This window comes from Selenomonas sp. oral taxon 920 (genome assembly GCF_001717585.1).
GTDB lineage: Bacteria > Bacillota > Negativicutes > Selenomonadales > Selenomonadaceae > Centipeda.
In genome coordinates, this window is record NZ_CP017042.1 from 93,593 (window position 1) to 111,285 (window position 17,693).

Consider the following 17,693-nt stretch of genomic DNA (forward strand, 5'->3'; position numbering starts at 1 on the left):
CGTTCAAGCGAAGCGCGGTTAAGCAGTCTGTCGGTATTTGAGCATACAGGCACGTGGCCGCTTGCGCAACGAGGCGTTCGTGTGGGGCTTGCACCAATAATACCTTACAAGATGCAATTTCATACGTTCAAGAGGAGGATCCATCATGCACTTCTACTGTGAGCGCTGCAAAAAGGAATACCCCGTCGCAACGCACGCCTATGCGTGCGAATGCGGTGGGCTTTTTCGTCTGTATCAGAGCGCAATGGACGCGGAGGATCGTCACGAGGCGGTGACGCTTGGCGAGACGGAGACACCGCTTTTGCCGCTCGTCATTGACGGCTGCCGCTTCTATTTTAAGATGGAGGATCGCCAGCCGACCGGCTCGTTCAAGGATCGCGGGGCGAAGCGCCTCATCGGCGAGCTCGTGCACCTCGGCATTGACCGCGTCGCCCTCGACTCGGCAGGCAACGCGGGGGCGGCGGTCGCGGCATACGCCGCAGCGGCGGGGATCGCATGCAAGGTCTACGTGCCTGACGATATTTCTGCCGAGCGCGCCAAGCAGATCACGGCGTACGGAGCGGAGGTTGTGCGCGTGCCGAACGGGCGCATGAACGCGAGCAGTGTGGCGCGCGCGGAGCTCGGCAGCGACTACTATGCCTCGCACGTCTACAACCCGCTCTTTGCCGATGGGATCAAGAGCATGGCACACGAGATCTATCACCAGCTGGATGACAACGTGCCCGACTACATCATCGTCCCCATTGGGAACGGTTCACTCCTCCTTGGCCTCTATCAGGGCTTCGCAGAGCTCGGCCGCCTGCCGCATTTCGTCGGCGTGCAGAGTACGAAATGTGCGCCCGTGGTCGAGGCATTCCATGACCTGCCGGAAACGCCGCGCAAGAGCACGATCGCCGAGACCATCCGTGTGGGCGCACCGCCGCGTATGGATGATATTCTGGAGGTGCTCCGACACAGCGGCGGCGATGCGGTCGCCATCGAGGACAGCGAGATCCTAAAGGCGGCAAAGACACTCAACCGCCGCGGCATCTACGCTGAGCTCACAGCGGCGGCGGGGCTCGCGGGTGCACGTGCATTCTTCGAGGGCGGCATGCCCGACAACTACCGCGTCATCATCCCCGTCCCCGGCAGCGGGCTGAAGCGGTAACCTATGCTGCACGCGATCATTGACATCGGCTCCAACACCATCCGCATGGCGGTCTATCAAATCGAGGGCAGGGCGTTCACGCTCCTCCTGAAGCGCAAGCACACGGTCGGCCTCGCGGGCTACCTCGATCACGGGCGGCTCGTGCGCGAGGGGATCGAAAAGACCGTTAAGATCCTGCGCGGATTTATGGAGTTTATCGAGACCTTCGGCATTGCGCACGTCCACGCCTTTGCAACGGCGGCGCTGCGCTCTGCGACCAACAGCCGTGCCGCCGTGGAGGAGATCACGCGCCGTACGGGGGTTGTCGTCCGCATCGTCAGCGGCGAGGAGGAGGCAGCGTACGACTTTATCGGCGCAACGCAGAACATAGAGCACGCGGACGGCGTCATGATGGATATTGGCGGCGGCAGTACCGAGATTATTCACTACGTCGATCATGAGATGCGGGGGCGGTGGAGTCTGCCGCTCGGCTCACTTGCGATCGCCAAGGCACATGTCGGAGGGCTCCTCCCGACTGCCGAGGAGTGTCGTGCGATCCGCGCGGCGGCGGAGAGTGTCCTTGACGGTGTGCCCGATGTACGGCAGCTGCGCACGCGCCATATGGTCGGCATGGGGGGCGTGCTCAGCAGTGCGAGCCGCATGCATGGGCTGCTTTATCCCGATGAGACGCCGCGCCTCCTGCGCGTCTCCAATCTTCCTGCGATGGCCGAGATGTTCGGCAGCGGTGCGTCCCTCAGCGAGGAACGTACCGCCGTTCTCCTGCGCTCTGCCCCCGATCGCCTGCACACCATCATCCCGGGCATCCTCATCGCCCATACCATTGCCGACACTTTCGCCGCTGCGGATATTCTCTACAGCGACTCGGGCGTGCGTGAGGGATATATATGGAAGGAGATCATCGGGGTGGATGAAAATGAACGATAGAGATTCTTTGAGGCGGTAGATTTCGTGTCAACCACACGCCGCCGGTATGGACATGGGGAAATCGAGCGATGCCGCCGGCGGCACGCCTGCCAAAGAATCTCATCACGATGAGTCGCCCTTCGGGGCGTCTTTTTATGGCACTTTGCACGAAATCACATGAAAGCGCCCGCTCATGAAGGTCGGAACCTTCGTGGGCGGGCGCTTTGTGTTTTCGGCTGCTCCGGCAGAGGCAGGGGGCTCCCCATTGTGCCGTACCCCGTGGGACACGGCAAAAGTGTATCATATATTATCAGGGGCGAAAGCGTGTTTTGGTATGGGTGGATGTGCGTGCGGACGGGGAACTGATGCGGTACTTGTCCGCTGCGGCAGGGCTGTATGCGGCTCCTTTCGGGAGCCGCACCCTGCGCGTGGACGTGCCGTTTCTTGTTTTCGTGTTTGTCTTTTGCGCTGCGCTGCGCGTGTGGCGGTCTCTCCCGCCTGTCCCGCGTTTTTCTTCCGCTCTGTGGCACTATCCGCAGATGCCGATCGGCGGCGCGGGGGTGATATTCGGATACTCCCTCATGGGGCGTCTATATCAAGTTTTTGTTCTGTGTACGTACACACAGAGGGGGCGTGCAGCCTCTTAGTTCATCTGCACCTGAACCGGGAGCGATCCCTGCCCCTGCCGGAACAGCCGTCATCTTGGCGCATCTTTTCCGTCTGCTCTGCGTCAATCAGTCCTCAGCATAGGAGTTCTGTGCTTCCGGTTGATTTCCTTGATTGGACGAAAAATCTGCGCCAATCTGACCACGGTCTAAAATACGCTACTTCGCCTCAAGTGCCTCGATGATCTCCGCGAGGGTACTGCCGTTATTGCCGAAGATGGAGGAGAGAAGGCGGGCTGCGGGATCCTCCCCTGTCGTATCTGCAGAAATCGGGAGCTGCAGCGTGTAGTCAACCTGTGTGCTCACGAGTGCGTCGTCGAGAGCACGGGAAGTGTCGGCTGCCGTTTTCGCCAGTGCGTCCTGCATACGGCGGACAGCTGTACGGTCATAGTCGATTGTCCGTACGATCTCGATGTCGTAGCGGTACGGTGTCTGGTTGCCCTCCTTGTTGAAGACGTAGCCCTTGCCCATGGAGCGGCGCAGCTTGCTCTCGGAGCGCTGCTCTGCCATGTGCACGAGCGTGCGCAGAAAGCGGCGGCGTGCCTTGTTCTCCTCGGCGGCAGTGTCGAAGTTCAGCGGCATTGCTGCCTTTGCCGCCGTGATGGCGCTTCCGAGCCGTTCTTTTTCCTCCATGAGTGCATGCCATGCGCGCAGCACTGTCATGGGGTTGTACGCCATGTATGACTTCTCGCTGCAGTCGTACTCCTCGTCCTTCTGCTCGGGTACGACCTTGCTGCAGAGGTGCTTCTCCGTCACCGTCATGATGTTGTCTGTATCGTCCAGATACGCTGCCGCTTCCTCCAAGAGACGGCTCAGGGTTTTCTGCATCTGGAATGCTTCTTTGAGATTCATGCGTTCCTCCGTTCTTTGTGTTTTCCTGTGTACCTCAGATGCGCACATACTGCATGATGTTCGAGCTGTCCTTGCCAAGCGCCTTTGCCGCTGTGACCTTACCGCCGTCGACCATGTCGTAGAACGCTCTGCCGAGGGTCAGTTTTATTCCGCGCGGCATTGTCCAGTCTGTGCCGAAGAGGGTCTTTAGGCTGAACTTTGTCCCCGGGGTCAGCGCCTCGACACGGCGCAGGGTCTCGGCGTATGTCGCCGCAAACGCATCCTCCTTGCCGAGGAGCAGGCTGCGGATGTGGACAAGGACAGGAATGCCCTGCTTCTCCGCTGCCTCTGTAATGCGGGCATACTCATCGTCATTCAGTAAGAGCTGGATATTCTTCATGATAACACTCCTAACATATTCTTGCTTGATGAAGTGGATTCAGTTGTTTGTGAACATATTTGGATTATATATACTCTGGTTAATAATGTCAAGCAGAAAAAGAAAAATATTTTTCAGAAGTTGAAAGAAAAGTAATATTATTTTATACTGTAGAAGCAATATTGTTTTAATCGGAGAGAAAGGTGTAAGGGCATGTATCAAAGAGCACTGGGCGAAGAGATGTTCAAAGATTTCCAAGAGGGCGGCCCGCTTCACGAACTGCTCACGTATGTGCAGAACGATGACACCCTTGATTTGGAATTTCGAGGAGATCATGCGGCGAATATTTACTATCGCGGCGGCAGTCTCTTCCGCATTGACCGAAGCGTGGGGGATATATGCTCACGTTTGATACGAAGTACTGTACTGCGTGTGATGAGGATATGGAGGCAGCTCCTTCGGTTCGTGCAGCAGTCGGGCTTATCCCGCTTTACAAGCACGTGATGGATGTCTGGTTCGCGAAGAATCGGAAGTATGAGCGGGAATTCCAGCAGGTAGTTGTACGGGAGAATAATCGGCATGGCGCGATCTCGCACGCGTCGGATTATTATATCGTCGATGTGGAGTATGTCTGTAACGGGAAGGAGGATACGAATGCGCGGTTTGATATGGTTGCAGTCAAATGGCTGTCGACCGCGTCTGCCCGAAAGAACGAGGGAGCACCGACGCTCGCGGTGATGGAGATGAAGTATGGAGATGACGCGCTGGATGGTTCGGCGGGACTGATCGCCCATCTGAATGATGTTAAGGCATTTGTCGACGGTGCAGCGATGCATATATTCTGTAAGGATATGGCGAAGGTATTCTGGCAGAAATGCGAGCTTGGACTGATTCCGGATATGGCGGGAAAGAAGCATAATATCACGATATCGGAAGAGAATATTGAGCTGATCTTTCTCATCGCGAACCATGATCCGGACAAGACAAGGCTAAAAGCGGCGGTTGATCAAATGGCAAAGCTTGTTAAAGATAAGCGGTATCCGTTCACCATCAAATTCGCGGCCTCCTCCATGATGGGGTATGCACTCTATGTCGACCAGATGAAGACACTTGAGGAGATGCAGGAGATTCTCGGAAGAAAGGCATAAGCACATACGAACAGTGCCCCTTCGCTCATACGAAGGGGCATTTGCCTATGTAAATCTATGCAGCTGTAAGTGGTTGGCGGTCCTTAGTCCTCGGAGTCGCCCACCCACTCGTCGTCGAAGATGGGCGCGTCCTTGACGAGGGCGACGATCTCCTGACGGATCTTTTCGATCTCCTCGGGGGTGAGGATGGCGGTGAGCGGCTTTGCAAGGAGTGAGCCGATGTAGGCAATGTCCTGCTCTGCCATGCCGCGCGTGGTCGGGCTTGAAGTCGACAGGCGCAGAGCGTGCAGGAAGAGCCCCGAGTTCATCGTGGGAACGCTGTCGGGCTTGACGCGGATTCCCATGCGTCCGATTGCCTTGACTGCCTCGCGCATGTCGATGCCGGCGGCGGTGGAGGTGAGGACGAGATGGGTGTCCGTGCCGCCGCAGAGGACGGATGCCCCGTGGTCGGCGAGGGTACGCGCAAGCACCTGCGCGTTCTGTACGACCTGTTCGGCATAGGTGCGGTAGCTCTCACTGCCTGCTTCGCGCAGGACGACGCCGAGCGCGGCGAGATGGTTCATGTGCAGTGCCTCGTGCCCCGTGTTGATGACGGCGGCATCCATGCGTGCGGCGAGTTCGCTTTTTGTGAGAACGATGGCGCCGTCGGGACCGCGCAGCGAGTCACGCGTAGAGAAGGTGACAACATCGGCGAGCGGCACGGGTGAGGGGACGAGCTTTGCGGCGACGAGTCCGACGCTCTGGCTGATGTCGACCCAGAAGTACGCATCAACAGTCTGTGCGATTTCGTAGAGGATCTGATAGTCGATGGTGCGCGGATAGCTGACGGGCGAGAAGATGATGAGACGCGGCCTTACGCGTTCTGCCTGTGCACGCACGGCACCCCAGTCAATCTCCTGCGTGCCGGGCTCGATGCCGTAGTTCTCGAATTTGTACGAGAGCCCCGCGACATGATCCTTTTTCCGCAGATTGAAGGAGAGGACAGTGTCGCCCGGCTCCAAAAGTGCCTGAAAGACGACGCGCGAGGCGGCGACGATGTTGCCGAGGCGGACGATGGCATGGTCGCAGCGAAAGAGATCCATGGCGCGCTGGCGGACGATTCCGGCGAGGTGCAGCCCGCCCGTTGGGGTATCGTCCCTCCGGTCAAAGATGCTGTTCGTTAGGATGCTGCCCTCAAGGTATTTCGCGAACGGCGACATGGCGTTCATGTTCGGCATGAGGGAGAGGGTGTAACGCTGGCGTTCGCGCTCCTCCTCAAGCAGATTGTAGATCTCGGGGTCAAATGTCTTCAGGTGGCTGACGACTTCTTCACGTTTCATGGATCATTCTCCTCTTCCGTAAAATGGGGGCCGTTTCCCCATTTCGTTAATGTTGTTTCTTTAGTATACCATATTGTACCGCACAGGTCACTCATTTGTTGACGTTTCTGAATATTTTTATGGGAAATCAAAGCTCCCGCATGCGACGCAAGTACACATGCAGGAGCGGTAGAGCGTGCGGATGCCTTCGTCCGCACCGATGGATGGGTGATATTTTTATTGGAACAGATTCTTGAGGATGTTCCGACGCTCGCTTGCTGCGTGCGTATGGACCGTGATACCCTCGCCCGAGACGGGGCAGTCAGCGTGCGCCATCGCATCGAGGTTCATCCATTTGTCGGAGAAGAGCGGCTTGTCCATGATGAGCTTGCCGATGCTCATACGAAGTGCATCCTGCTGCATCTCACTGAGCGGACCTGAGAGTACGCCTGCGAGGGCATCGGCGACGATCTCCATGTCTCCCGCCGTGAGCCCGCGCGTCGTCGGGTTCAGTGTCGAAAGGCGCAGTGCCGAGAGCATGAACTCCGCACGCATGGTCGGAATCCGATCGGGCTTTACATAGAGCCCGATCTGCGCGAGTGTATGCACGGCATCCATGAGATCGACCCCAGGTGCGGGGGCCGCCAGTACGAGATGCGTCTCGGTACCGCCGCAGAGCAGCGCCGTTCCTCTTTTTTCGAGTGCGGCGGCGAGTGACTTGCTGTTCGTGAGTACCTGCTCCCCGTAGGCGCGGAACTTCGGCTGTGCGGCGGCGTGCAGGGCAAAGGCGAGCGCTGCGAGACGGCTCGTATGCAGTGCCGTGTGTCCCGTGTTCGCGACGGCGGTATCCAGCTGCGGTGCGAGTTCCTTTTTGCAAAGCAGGATTGCGCCCTCCGGACCGCGGAGGGAGTCGTTTGTCGGGAAACTCACCACATCGGCACACGCAACAGGCGAGGGAATGAGACCCGCCGCGACAAGCCCGACACACTGACCGATGTCCACCCAGAGATAGGCCCCCACGGAACGCGCAATCGCCGTGAGGTGCTCATAGTTCGGAATGCACGGATAGCTGACGGGGGAGAAGACGATGAGACGCGGCTTGATACGCTCTGCGATCTGTGCAACCTCATCCCAGTCCACCCGTTGAAGACCTGGATCGATGCCGTAGTTTTCAAAGTGGAAATTCAGCCCCGCACAGTGCTCTTGCTTGCGCAGGTTGAACGAGAGAACGGTATCCCCCGGCTGCAGCAGACCGAGCAGTGCCACGCGTGAGGCGGCGGCAATGCCTCCGAGACGCACAACGGCATGTTCGCTGCCGAACAGCTCCTGTGCACGCGTGCGCACCAGCTCCTCGATGGAGGAGGTATGCGTTGCGCCATACATCTCAAGTGTGCTGTTGGCGAGCGCACTCCCTTCGATGAATGCAGCAAGGGGGGACATGGCACTCTCCGTGGGGATCAGTGAGAGTGCGTAGCGGCGGCGATGGCTCTCATCCTGCAGTAAGGTGTAGACTTCGGGGTCGAATGCTTTCAGATGATTGAGCAGATCTTCTTTTTTCATGGTGGTTCTCTCCTCATAGATGCACAATGAAATGACAGGCATATCGGATGATACACCTGTCATTGATGAACAGCGCTGTTTTTCAGTTCGCATAGTTCACGGTCGTGCACAATGCGGAGCAATGCTCCTGCCGCCGTTTATATGTAGTAGGTCAATATATCAGCAATTCTTTAGAACGGCCAGACGAGGGGGATAACTACGAGGCAGACGATCAGCGAGACAAAGACGAGCGGAACGCCGACCTTGACATAGTCCATGAAGCGGAATTGACCGGGACCCAGGACGAGCGTGTTCGGCGGGGTCGCGACGGGCGTGGTGAACGCGCAGGATGCCGCGATGCCGATCGCCATAACAACCGGATAGGGGGATACGCCGATGGTCTGGGCGATGGAGATCGCGATCGGCGCGAGGAGTGCCGCCGCCGCCGTGTTTGACATGAACTGCGTGAGACCGCAGGAGAGGACGAACATTGCTGCGACGATGACCATGGGCGCGGGGCTGTCGCCGATAAGACCGACAACGAAGTCCGCGATGAGCTTGCCTGCGCCGCTGTGATCCATGGCACTGGCGAGCGGGAGCATTCCCGCGAAGAGGAAGATGGTCGTCCAGTCTACACCCTGATATGCCTGCTTCTCCGTGAGACAGCCCGTGAGGACGCAGAGCAGACCGCCGATGATGGCAGAGGTCTGCATCGGGACGTTGATCTGCTTTTCGAGCACCATCGCAACGACAACACCGATGAGGATGGCAGCGCAGATCATCATCTTGCGCGGATCCTTTGCTTCCTCTTCCTCCTTGGCGAACGCATCGCTGTCTACGAGGCGGCGCGGGCAGAGCTTGCGCCCGATCGTCAGCATGTAGATCATACCGACGATGGAGAGCGGGACACCGATCCATGCGAACTCGAAGAAGCCGAACGGCGTGAGACCGCTCGCACCGAGGGTTGCGCTCATGAGGATGTTCGGCGGCGTGCCGATCATCGTGATCGTACCGCCGACATTTGCCGCGACCGCAAGTGCCATGAGCTGCGGTGAGACAGGCAGTTTTGCAGCGGCGCAGATCTGAATGACGACGGGCATGAGGCAGGCGACTGTCGCCGTGTTCGAGGACACGGATGAGAGAACAATCGTTATGAGCATCAGTGCCGCCATCAATGCACGTTCGTCATTACCCGATTTTTTGACGACTGCGATGCCGATTTTTTGTGCGAGTCCCGTCTGGAACATCGCTGCGCCGATGATGAACATACCGGCAAAGAGGACGACGGTGGAGTTGGATAACCCCGAGAAAACCTGTGCGGGGGTGAGCACCCCCAAGAGTCCGAGCGCGATCGCCGCGCCCATCGCCGTAACGGCGAGTGGGATGATCTCAGTCGCGAAGAGGAACGCCGCGACGGCGAGCACTCCCAGTGTCAGCATTGCTGGATCCATGAATACATCTCCTATTCATACAGTTCTCCGGACAGCGTCCTCCGATGCGCAGACGGACGCCGCCGATAGTTTCCATAGAAACCTCGGAAACTTTCTTTCGACAAATTCTTATAATTCTCTCTCTTCTTTGGGATTCCTGCTAAAATTTACCCGAAAGGCCTATGAAACTTTGACATTAAAAACATAAATGGCGGTTATGTTTTATTTATGGTCATATACTACGGCGTTTATTTTTAGAGGGGAAAAGCGTCCTATGGCTGTACTCTTTCGAAGCGATATTTCTGTGCTGCATCCGGGTACTTGGCGCGATCGACCTCGCTCAGGAACATCGCGAGCGGGCGCGCGTAGATGCCGTACGTCCCGTAGAGTGCCTGATAGACGGCGAGCAGTTCGCCCGTCTCCGTGTGCTCCGCCACCGTCTCAATGCGGTAGAGATTCCCCTTGAAATGTCGCCAGATCTCGCCGTGCTTTGGTTGTTTGCGTGTCATATTCTGCTCCCTGTTTCCTGTATTATGGGATGCTCCCTGCACGATTATAGAGATTTATTGAGCCGCTGTCAAAAGTCCTTTTCTTACGTATTTTTGAAAAAGAAAATCGTGCAAAGGGTTTCATCATGCCAAGTATTCGTGTAGAATTGTAAATGAAAGAATACCGAGATAATGGTATTTTCCCAAAGGTCATGTATTCTTCCAATAGGTAAGGAGCGTGATGATATGAAACACATGGTCAAGCTGTCAAGCGGGGCATCTGTCCCCGCGCTCGGGCAGGGGACATGGTACCTTGGGGACTCCGCCGAAACACATGCGCGGGAGATCGAGGCACTGCGCGCAGGTATCGAGGCGGGCATGACCCTCATCGACACGGCGGAGAACTATGGTGACGGGCGCTCGGAGCGCCTCGTAGGTGAGGCAATTCGTTCCTATGACCGCACCAAGCTCTTTCTCGTGTCGAAGGTCATGCCGTCGAACGCGTACGGCACACGGCTCATGCAGTCGCTCGATCGCAGTCTCTCCCGCCTCGGGACGGACTATCTCGATCTCTACCTCTACCATTGGCGCGGCAGTCACCCTCTCGCGGACATGGTCGCGGCGATGGAAAAGGCACGCGCGTCGGGCAAGATCCGCGCGTGGGGCGTGTCCAACCTCGACACAACGGATATGGAGGAACTGTGGCGCATCCCAGGCGGCACGAACTGCGCCGTGAATCAGGTGCTCTACCACATGGGTTCACGCGGCATTGACTACAGTCTTCTGCCGTGGATGCGGGAGCACAATGTTGCTCTCATGGCATACTGCCCCCTCGCACAGGCGGGGCGGCTCTCCTGCGATCTTCTTGGGAACAGCGTGCTCGGAGAGGTCGCCGCACGGCACGGAGCGACTCCTGCGCAGATCGCACTCGCATGGGCGATTCGCGACGGGAATACCATTGCCATTCCGCGTACGGGACGCAAGGAACATGCTGTCAGCAACGCGGGCGCGGATGTACTCGATCTTACGGCAGAGGACTGCGCTGCACTCGACCGCGCCTTCCCCCCGCCGACACGCAAAGAGCCGCTGCATATTGAGTAAAAAATGACAACCCGCATAGCAAAACACCCCGATGGTATAATACAGCCATCGGGGTGTTTTGCTATGTGTGGGCTACGCCTGTGGACGCCAAGGAGCGAGGGAGAAACTTACACTCTCCTCAACACGGTCGATGGCGCGATCGTCGATTGTGGATAGGAGACTGCGATGGCTTTCGAGGACGCGCTCAATACTCTGCGCGGCGTAGGAATCGGCCATCGAGCGTTGGAGATAGTCGATAAGACTCCGATAGATGGAGCGGATGACGTGGTTTTTACACGCATCTGCCATGATTTTATGGAAGTCCATATCATTCGCAAGCAGTGTCTCGCTGTCATAGTCCGTTGAGGCAAGTGCGGTGAGTTCGTTGAAATTCTCATGCAGGAGCACCCGCTCAGGGGCGTTGCGTTTGTAGTTGCGGATGATGAGCTCCATAACATCAACCTCAAGGATCTTGCGCAGCTCCTCGACCTCGTCCAACTCAGGATCCGCAAGACAGAGATTGTAGAAGAGAGTATCGCGAAACGCTTTGCCGCGGCCGTCTGATACGAACGTTCCGACACCGGGCTGCAGCTCGAGCAGACCCTGTGCGCGCAGCGTGCGGATTGCCTCGCGCAGGGAACTGCGGCCGACGCCAAAGACCTCGCACAGTTCTGTTTCGGGCGGCAGTCGGTCGCCCGCGCGCAGACGGCGGTCAATCAGCTGCTGTTTGATGCCGGTGACGACAAGCTCCGCAGCAGACATGGATTGGTGTTTGAAATCCGGTTGTAAATGCACGGCGGTGCCGTTTGCCTTCATAAGCATCGATAGATCCTTCCTGCGTCCATTCCCTGTTCTCCGCGCCCCATTATAGCAGAAGCGATATGAAAAGGCGAATAAATCATTTTACGTACAACAGTTTTTGATTTATCAGAGAAGTTGGTGAAGTTGTTCTATATCGAATCTGCGCAGTTTTTGCACAAAAACGATAAATATCCTTTACATTAAGATAATAATATGTTATATATAGAGCATAAGAATCAGACGTCTGATGTCTGATCATAGTTAGGATGGAGGAAGAGGATGCGGCCGCATCGGAAACAAAGTCTGCCGCATCTTCCCCAAGCAGAAGGAGGAAAACGTATGGAATCTGCGGAACTGAAAAAGATCGCAAAGAAGCTGCGGTTCGAGGCTGTTCGCATGATCTATGAGGGCAAGGACGGGCACCCAGGACCGGCGCTCTCGATCGCCGATATCATGGCGGCGCTTTACTTTGACATCATGCGCGTAGATCCTGATCGGCCGGACGACCCGGATCGTGATCGCTTCATCCTCTCGAAGGGGCATGCATGTCCTATCTTTTACGCGGCACTGAATGAGCGCGGCTTCGTAAAGCCGAAGGTGCAGGACTATCGTCTGCGTGCGCTGGACAGCATCTTCCAGGGACATCCGTCCATGCACAGCGGTGTCCCCGGGATCGACATGACGAGCGGCTCCCTCGGGAACGGCATTGCGATTGGAGCGGGGATGGCGATCGCAGCAAAGGTGCACAAGAGGGATTTTTACACTTACGTGATCTGTGGTGACGGTGAGCTGCAGGAGGGCGTCATTTGGGAAGGGGTGAATATCGCGACCGGACGGAAGCTCGATAACCTCATCGTCTTCATCGACAAGAACAACTGGCAGAGCTACAAGACGGTGGACTTCACTGTCGGCCTCAATAATGTTGCGGAGCGCTTCCGTGCATTCGGCTGGGACACGCAGGAGATCGACGGACATGATATGGATGCGATCAAAGCGGCTGTAGCAAAAGCCAAGACTGTTGCCGGCAAGCCGCACGCGATCGTTTGTGACTGCATCAAAGGCTGCGGCGTGAGCTATATGGCAGACAACAACGCGTGGCATAAGGGCGTTCCGACGGATGAAGAGTGGGCGATTGCGAAGAGCGAGCTGGGAGGCGAGTGAGATGGCAAAGTTTAAGGGAACACGCGAGGCCTTTGCGGCAGCAATGATGGATTTGGCGGATGAGGGCAAGGATGTCTACGGCGTTTATCCCGACGCACTCAAAGCAATGCGTGCAGTAGCGTTCGGTGACAAGTATCCGGAACGCTACATCGAGTGCGGCATCGCCGAACAGTGCGCGGTGGATGTTGCGGCGGGCATGGCGAGCGCGGGCTGCATTCCGTTTGTCGGCACCTACTGCGGCTTTATGACCATGCGTGCGGGCGAGCAGATGCGTACCTTTGTCGGCTATACAGATCTCAATGTAAAATGTGCGGGGTTCAACGCGGGCTGTCTCGGCGGCGAACGCGAGGGGGTCACGCATCAGTTCTACGAGGACTTGGCTTTTGTCAGTTCCCTGCCGAACTTCACGATCCTGACGCCGGCGGACGGCAATCAGATGTACAAGGCGGTGCGCTATGCGGCCGAGATCAAGGGTCCTGTCTACATTCGCGGCGGATCGGGCCGTGAGGCGGACGTCTTTACGCCGGAGGCACCGTTCTCCCTCGACGGGATCACAGTCCTGAAGGAATATGGGACGGATGCAGTGATCTTCTCGAATGGATTTGTCCTTGACCGTGTAATGGCGGCGGCAGAGGAGCTAAAGGCACGCGGCGTCAATGTCACAGTTGCGGACATCAATATCCTCTATGGCAAGAATCCGCAGAAGATTCTCGATGTCATGGCTAAGACCGACTGCGTTGTCACGGTTGAAGATCACAACATCAACGGTGGACTCGGCTCCTACATCAGCCGTTTGGCGACCGAACATAAGCCGGTGCGTGTGAAGCGGATTGCACTCACGGATTATGCGGAGTCCGGTGCGGCAAAGGAACTCGGAGACCGCTACGGATTCAGTCCTACGGGCATTGCGGAGGAGACGCTGAAAGCGCTTGGGAAATAATCTCTGAACACTTTGTTCAGAGCGGCAGAAAGGAGCCGAATCTATGAGCAAGATCAAGGTCGCAGTGATTGGTGCAGGCGGGAAGATGGGGACGCGCACCTCGAATAACCTCATCACGAAGTTCCCTGATAAATTTGATGTGAAACTGGTGGAGACTTATCCGCCTGCTGTCGAGCGCATTGAGAAGGAACGTGGCCTCTCGGTGACCCCCGTCAAGGAAGCCCTTGACTTCGCCGATGTCGTCATCTTCGCCGTGCCGGATACGATGATCCGGACACTTTCGGCAGAGTATGTGCCGCTCCTGCGCCCCGGTACGGTGTTTCTTATCCTCGATCCTGCGGCTGCAGTCGCCAAGGAGCTGACGCTGCGTGATGACTGCACTTTCGGGGTTGCCCATCCATGTCATCCATCTTATTTCAAGTGGCAGAAGGAAGAGGATGCATATCTTGACCGTTTTGGCGGCGAGGGCGGACATCAGGACATTGTCATGTCGAAAATATGCGGCGATGATGCAAAGTTCGATCTGGCACAGGAGACGGCACGCTGCATGTACCGTGCGGACAAGGCGTACATCATGACCTCCGAACAGATCGCGTTCCTCGAGCCGACACTCGTAGAGATCCTCGGCGCGAGCACGCTGTACGCGATGGCAGAGACGGTGGATGAGGCGGTGCGCCGCGGCATTGAACGAGAGGCAGCGGTCTCCTTCCTGACGGGACACATCTTCAATCTAAGTGCGAACTTCCTCGGCTATCTGCCGGGCAATCCGCCTGTCTCGGACGCCTGCAAGGTCGCCATTGGCATTGGCAATCGTCATGTGCTGCGCGACGACTGGAAGAAGATCTGGGAGGACGATATGCTTGAAAAGGCAATCGCCACGATGCTTCACCCTGAGAATCCCAAGCTTTGAGGCTTCTGGGCAGATGAGTTTTATTTTCTAAGAGAGAAAAGGAGAATCCAACATGTTGAAGCGACTGACACTCCTTGCCATGACGATGATTATGGCGCTCACAATGATTGGCTGCGGCGGCGGGGATAATGGTGCTGCGCCCAAAAATCAGCAGAAGGGCGATGAGGTGAAGCTCCTCGGCAGCGAAACGGCAAAGACACATCTCAAAGTCGGTACGACGACGGCGCCGGACGGACACTATGTCCTCGGTCTGATCGAGATGCAGAAGAAGCTCGAGGAGCTCTCGGGCGGCACGATGACGCTCGACATCTATCCGAACTCGGCGCTTGGCGGCGAGTCCGACATGCTCGACAATGTCTCTCTCGGCACGCAGGATATGGTGCTCTCCTCGACGGGTCCCATCCCGACGTTCTCGGATGCAACGACGAACTGGGGCACGCTCGACCTGCCGTACCTCTTCGAGTCGCGTGAGGAGGCATACAAGGTTCTGGACGGCGAAATTGGCAAGGAACTCCTAGGTGAATTCAAGGGCACGGGTGTCAAGGCGATCGGCTTCTGGGAGAACGGCTTCCGCGAGCTGACGAACAACAAGAAGGAGATCAAGACGCCGGCAGATCTCGCAGGCATGAAGATCCGCACGATGGAGAACCACGTCCATATGGAGAGCTACACGGATCTCGGAGCAACACCGACGGCAATGGCGTGGGGTGAGATTTTCTCCGCACTCCAGCAGGGCACCGTCGATGGGCAGGAGAATCCGCTTGCGATCATCCTGACGGCAAAGGTCTATGAGGTGCAGAAGTACATCTCGATGATCGATCTCTTCTACAGCCCCTGCGTACTCATGATCAATGAGGACACCTACAACAAGTTCACCGATGAGCAGAAGAAGTGGTTCGATGAGGCTGCGGAATACGGCAAGATGAAGGAGCGCGAGATCTCGAAGAATATCGACGATACGGCGCGTGAGCGTTTGACTGCACAGGGCATCGTATTCACAGATGTGAACAAGGCTGAGTGGATGAAGGCAACGGAGAGCGTCTATCAGGATTCCTCTCTCGGCATCGATCAGAATCTACTCTCCCGCATTCGCGCCATCACCGGCCGCTGAGCTGCTGCAGGGAATCGCCGAATCTGAGGTGGGCTTATGAAAAAATTGGTGAACGGTTTTGCGAAAGTCGTCGAAGCCTTTTTGGTTATCCTCATGGCGCTCATGGTTCTCGTCGTTTTTATGGCGACCGTTGGGCGGTACTCACAGCTCTTTGCCATCCCTTGGAGCGAGGAGTTTGCGCGCTACTGCATGATCGCCATCGTCTACCTCGGGTTGATGCTTGCATCCCTGCAGGAACGCCATTTCATTGTTGAGCTGGTACCGCTCATCTTTCGGAAATCGCCGCGTGTCATACTCGGGGTGAATGTCGTTGTTACGGTACTGCTCGATGCGTTTGCCATATTTATGGCAAGCTATGGTTGGGACATCGTATCGAAGATGCTTGCACAGGGGAAGCTCAGCCCCATGCTGAAACTCCCCCTCGGCGGTCTCTATGCGCTGATCCCTATCGGGATCGTGCTCATGGCGGTGTTCTATACCTATCGCACCGTGGAGAAGCTTCGCGCGGCATCCGCGGGGGCTGTGCCCGAGGATGAGAAGGAGGCGACGACCTGATGGAAATTGCAGGAATTCTCTTTGCAGTGCTCTTCCTCGTCCTCTTTTTGGGCGTTCCAATTGCGATCAGTCTCGGCATTGCTGCGGTCGTTACGATGCTTGTAACAAGCAATCCGCAGTATCTTGCCTCGGTGCCGACGCGTATGTTTACGCAGCTGGATAGTTTTACCCTTATGGCGGTACCGTTTTTCATCCTCGCAGGCAACATCATGGCGGTCGGCGGTATTTCGGATCGCCTGATCGGCTTTATCGAGCTGCTGCTGCGGCGTCTGCCCGGACGTCTCGCGTGTATCTCTGTTGTTGCGTCGGCATTCTTCGGTGCGATCTCGGGCTCCAACCCCGCGACGGTGGCTGCCATTGGCGGCATCACCTCACCGAAGATGCTAGAAAAGGGGTATCCGCGTGACGTGACGGCGGCAATCGCGGCCTCTTCGGGGACGCTCGGCGTTGTTATCCCGCCGTCCATCGGCATGGTCACCTATGCCGTGACGGCAGGTGTATCAGTTACGGCAATGTTCCTGGGCGGATGGATTCCGGGCATTATGCTCGCGGTTGGCCTCTGCGTCATGAATATGTTTAAGTGCCGCAAGTTTGATACACCGGATCGTACGCCGTACCCTGCAAAAGAATACGTCGTACGGTTTAAGGACGCGTTTCTCGCACTCCTGATGCCTGTGATCATCCTCGGCGGCATCTATACGGGCGTATTCACGCCGACTGAATCGGCTGCAGTTGCCTGCGTCTACGCACTGGTCGTTTCTGTCTTTGTCTTCCGCGAGGTGGATGCAAAGAAGCTGTACGATATCTTTGCAGAGAGCTGCGTCAGCTCGGCCATCGTCATGTTCATCATCAGTATGTCGGCACCGTTCAGTTGGTTTATGACGACGGAGAATATCCCGACGATCCTTTCGACTACGATTATGGCGGCGTTCAGCAGCAAGTATGTCATCCTTCTGATGATGAACTTCCTGCTGCTCTTCCTTGGCTGCTTCCTTGAAACGCAGTCCATCATCCTGCTTGTAACACCGATCCTGCTCCCGATTGCTGTGGCACTCGGCGTTGATCCAATTGTTCTGGGGCTGATCATTATCGTCAATACCTCAATCGGTATGATTACTCCGCCGATGGCAGTCAACATATTTGTTGCAAGCAGTATTACCAAGGCGAGTATTGGTGCAATTTCGAAACGGGTCATGCCTTACCTGATCCTCGAATTTGCCATATTGCTCTTCTATATGTACGTGCAGGTCGTCTTTGACATCTCCTTCGCCCCGTGATAGAATTTTCTCACAGGGACAAGGACGTAC

Annotated in this window: 17 protein-coding genes; 10 read left to right on the forward strand and 7 right to left on the reverse strand. The window is 56.6% G+C overall.

The features are described from left to right. Nucleotides 1–145: 145 nt before the first annotated feature. Together BCS37_RS00385 and BCS37_RS00390 are read left to right on the forward strand one after the other, a co-directional pair. On the forward strand, nt 146–1,147 hold the full coding sequence (locus tag BCS37_RS00385) for a pyridoxal-phosphate dependent enzyme (RefSeq protein ID WP_069179623.1): 1,002 nt from the start codon (nt 146–148) through the stop codon (nt 1,145–1,147). A gap of 3 nt (nt 1,148–1,150) precedes the next feature. Then, nucleotides 1,151–2,071: a Ppx/GppA phosphatase family protein gene (locus BCS37_RS00390; protein ID WP_069179624.1), complete on the forward strand. Its 921-nt coding sequence runs from the start codon at nt 1,151–1,153 to the stop codon at nt 2,069–2,071. A gap of 803 nt (nt 2,072–2,874) precedes the next feature. On the opposite strand, the gene BCS37_RS00400 is transcribed toward BCS37_RS00390, so the two are convergent. Together BCS37_RS00400 and BCS37_RS00405 are read right to left on the reverse strand one after the other, a co-directional pair. Then, entirely contained in the window at nt 2,875–3,567 is a 693-nt protein-coding gene (locus BCS37_RS00400) for a formate dehydrogenase (protein ID WP_069179626.1), read from the reverse strand. Between the two features lie 34 nt (nt 3,568–3,601). Beyond that, on the reverse strand, nt 3,602–3,946 hold the full coding sequence (locus BCS37_RS00405) for a single-stranded DNA-binding protein (RefSeq protein WP_069179627.1): 345 nt from the start codon (nt 3,944–3,946) through the stop codon (nt 3,602–3,604). Nucleotides 3,947–4,323: 377 nt separating this feature from the next. On the opposite strand from BCS37_RS00405, the gene BCS37_RS00410 reads away from it, so the two are divergent. Beyond that, complete coding sequence (locus BCS37_RS00410) at nt 4,324–5,073, forward strand: hypothetical protein (RefSeq protein WP_107528570.1); 750 nt, start codon at nt 4,324–4,326, stop codon at nt 5,071–5,073. Nucleotides 5,074–5,156: 83 nt separating this feature from the next. Here the strand turns inward: BCS37_RS00410 and glyA are convergent, their stop codons facing one another. The 4 genes from glyA to BCS37_RS00430 all read right to left on the reverse strand — a co-directional run bounded on the left by glyA (nt 5,157) and on the right by BCS37_RS00430 (nt 9,849). Beyond that, nucleotides 5,157–6,392 (reverse strand): serine hydroxymethyltransferase, encoded by a 1,236-nt coding sequence (glyA, locus tag BCS37_RS00415; RefSeq protein ID WP_069179628.1) that lies wholly within the window; start codon nt 6,390–6,392, stop codon nt 5,157–5,159. 216 nt (nt 6,393–6,608) lie between these two features. Beyond that, on the reverse strand, nt 6,609–7,931 hold the full coding sequence (locus BCS37_RS00420) for a serine hydroxymethyltransferase (RefSeq protein ID WP_069179629.1): 1,323 nt from the start codon (nt 7,929–7,931) through the stop codon (nt 6,609–6,611). A gap of 170 nt (nt 7,932–8,101) precedes the next feature. After that, nucleotides 8,102–9,361, reverse strand: a complete 1,260-nt coding sequence (locus tag BCS37_RS00425; protein WP_069179630.1) for an SLC13 family permease — start codon at nt 9,359–9,361, stop codon at nt 8,102–8,104. Nucleotides 9,362–9,612: 251 nt separating this feature from the next. Next, nucleotides 9,613–9,849 carry a DUF1653 domain-containing protein gene (locus BCS37_RS00430; protein ID WP_069179631.1) on the reverse strand — a complete coding sequence of 79 codons (237 nt, stop codon included), beginning with the start codon at nt 9,847–9,849 and terminating at the stop codon, nt 9,613–9,615. A 225-nt stretch (nt 9,850–10,074) separates the two neighbouring features. On the opposite strand from BCS37_RS00430, the gene BCS37_RS00435 reads away from it, so the two are divergent. Beyond that, nucleotides 10,075–10,929: an aldo/keto reductase gene (locus tag BCS37_RS00435; protein ID WP_069179632.1), complete on the forward strand. Its 855-nt coding sequence runs from the start codon at nt 10,075–10,077 to the stop codon at nt 10,927–10,929. A gap of 72 nt (nt 10,930–11,001) precedes the next feature. Here BCS37_RS00435 and BCS37_RS00440 read toward each other — a convergent pair whose 3' ends face one another. Beyond that, on the reverse strand, nt 11,002–11,730 hold the full coding sequence (locus BCS37_RS00440; RefSeq protein ID WP_069179633.1) for a FadR/GntR family transcriptional regulator: 729 nt from the start codon (nt 11,728–11,730) through the stop codon (nt 11,002–11,004). 318 nt (nt 11,731–12,048) lie between these two features. Here BCS37_RS00440 and BCS37_RS00445 point away from each other — a divergent pair, with 318 nt between their 5' ends. Genes BCS37_RS00445 through BCS37_RS00470 form a run of 6 tightly spaced genes read left to right on the forward strand, consistent with a single transcriptional unit; the run spans nt 12,049 to nt 17,663 of the window. Continuing rightward, a complete protein-coding gene (locus tag BCS37_RS00445; protein ID WP_069179634.1) occupies nt 12,049–12,870 on the forward strand; it encodes a transketolase in 822 nt (273 codons plus the stop codon). A gap of 1 nt (nt 12,871) precedes the next feature. Continuing rightward, nucleotides 12,872–13,810, forward strand: coding sequence for a transketolase family protein (locus tag BCS37_RS00450; protein ID WP_069179635.1), 939 nt, complete (start codon nt 12,872–12,874; stop codon nt 13,808–13,810). 43 nt (nt 13,811–13,853) lie between these two features. After that, entirely contained in the window at nt 13,854–14,720 is an 867-nt protein-coding gene (locus tag BCS37_RS00455; protein WP_069179636.1) for a phosphogluconate dehydrogenase C-terminal domain-containing protein, read from the forward strand. Between the two features lie 52 nt (nt 14,721–14,772). Further along, nucleotides 14,773–15,831, forward strand: a complete 1,059-nt coding sequence (locus tag BCS37_RS00460; protein WP_083205745.1) for a DctP family TRAP transporter solute-binding subunit — start codon at nt 14,773–14,775, stop codon at nt 15,829–15,831. Between the two features lie 36 nt (nt 15,832–15,867). After that, complete coding sequence (locus tag BCS37_RS00465; protein ID WP_069179637.1) at nt 15,868–16,386, forward strand: TRAP transporter small permease; 519 nt, start codon at nt 15,868–15,870, stop codon at nt 16,384–16,386. Beyond that, nucleotides 16,386–17,663, forward strand: coding sequence for a TRAP transporter large permease (locus BCS37_RS00470; RefSeq protein WP_069179638.1), 1,278 nt, complete (start codon nt 16,386–16,388; stop codon nt 17,661–17,663). Before BCS37_RS00465 ends, BCS37_RS00470 begins: the two co-directional genes overlap by 1 nt. Nucleotides 17,664–17,693: the final 30 nt, after the last annotated feature.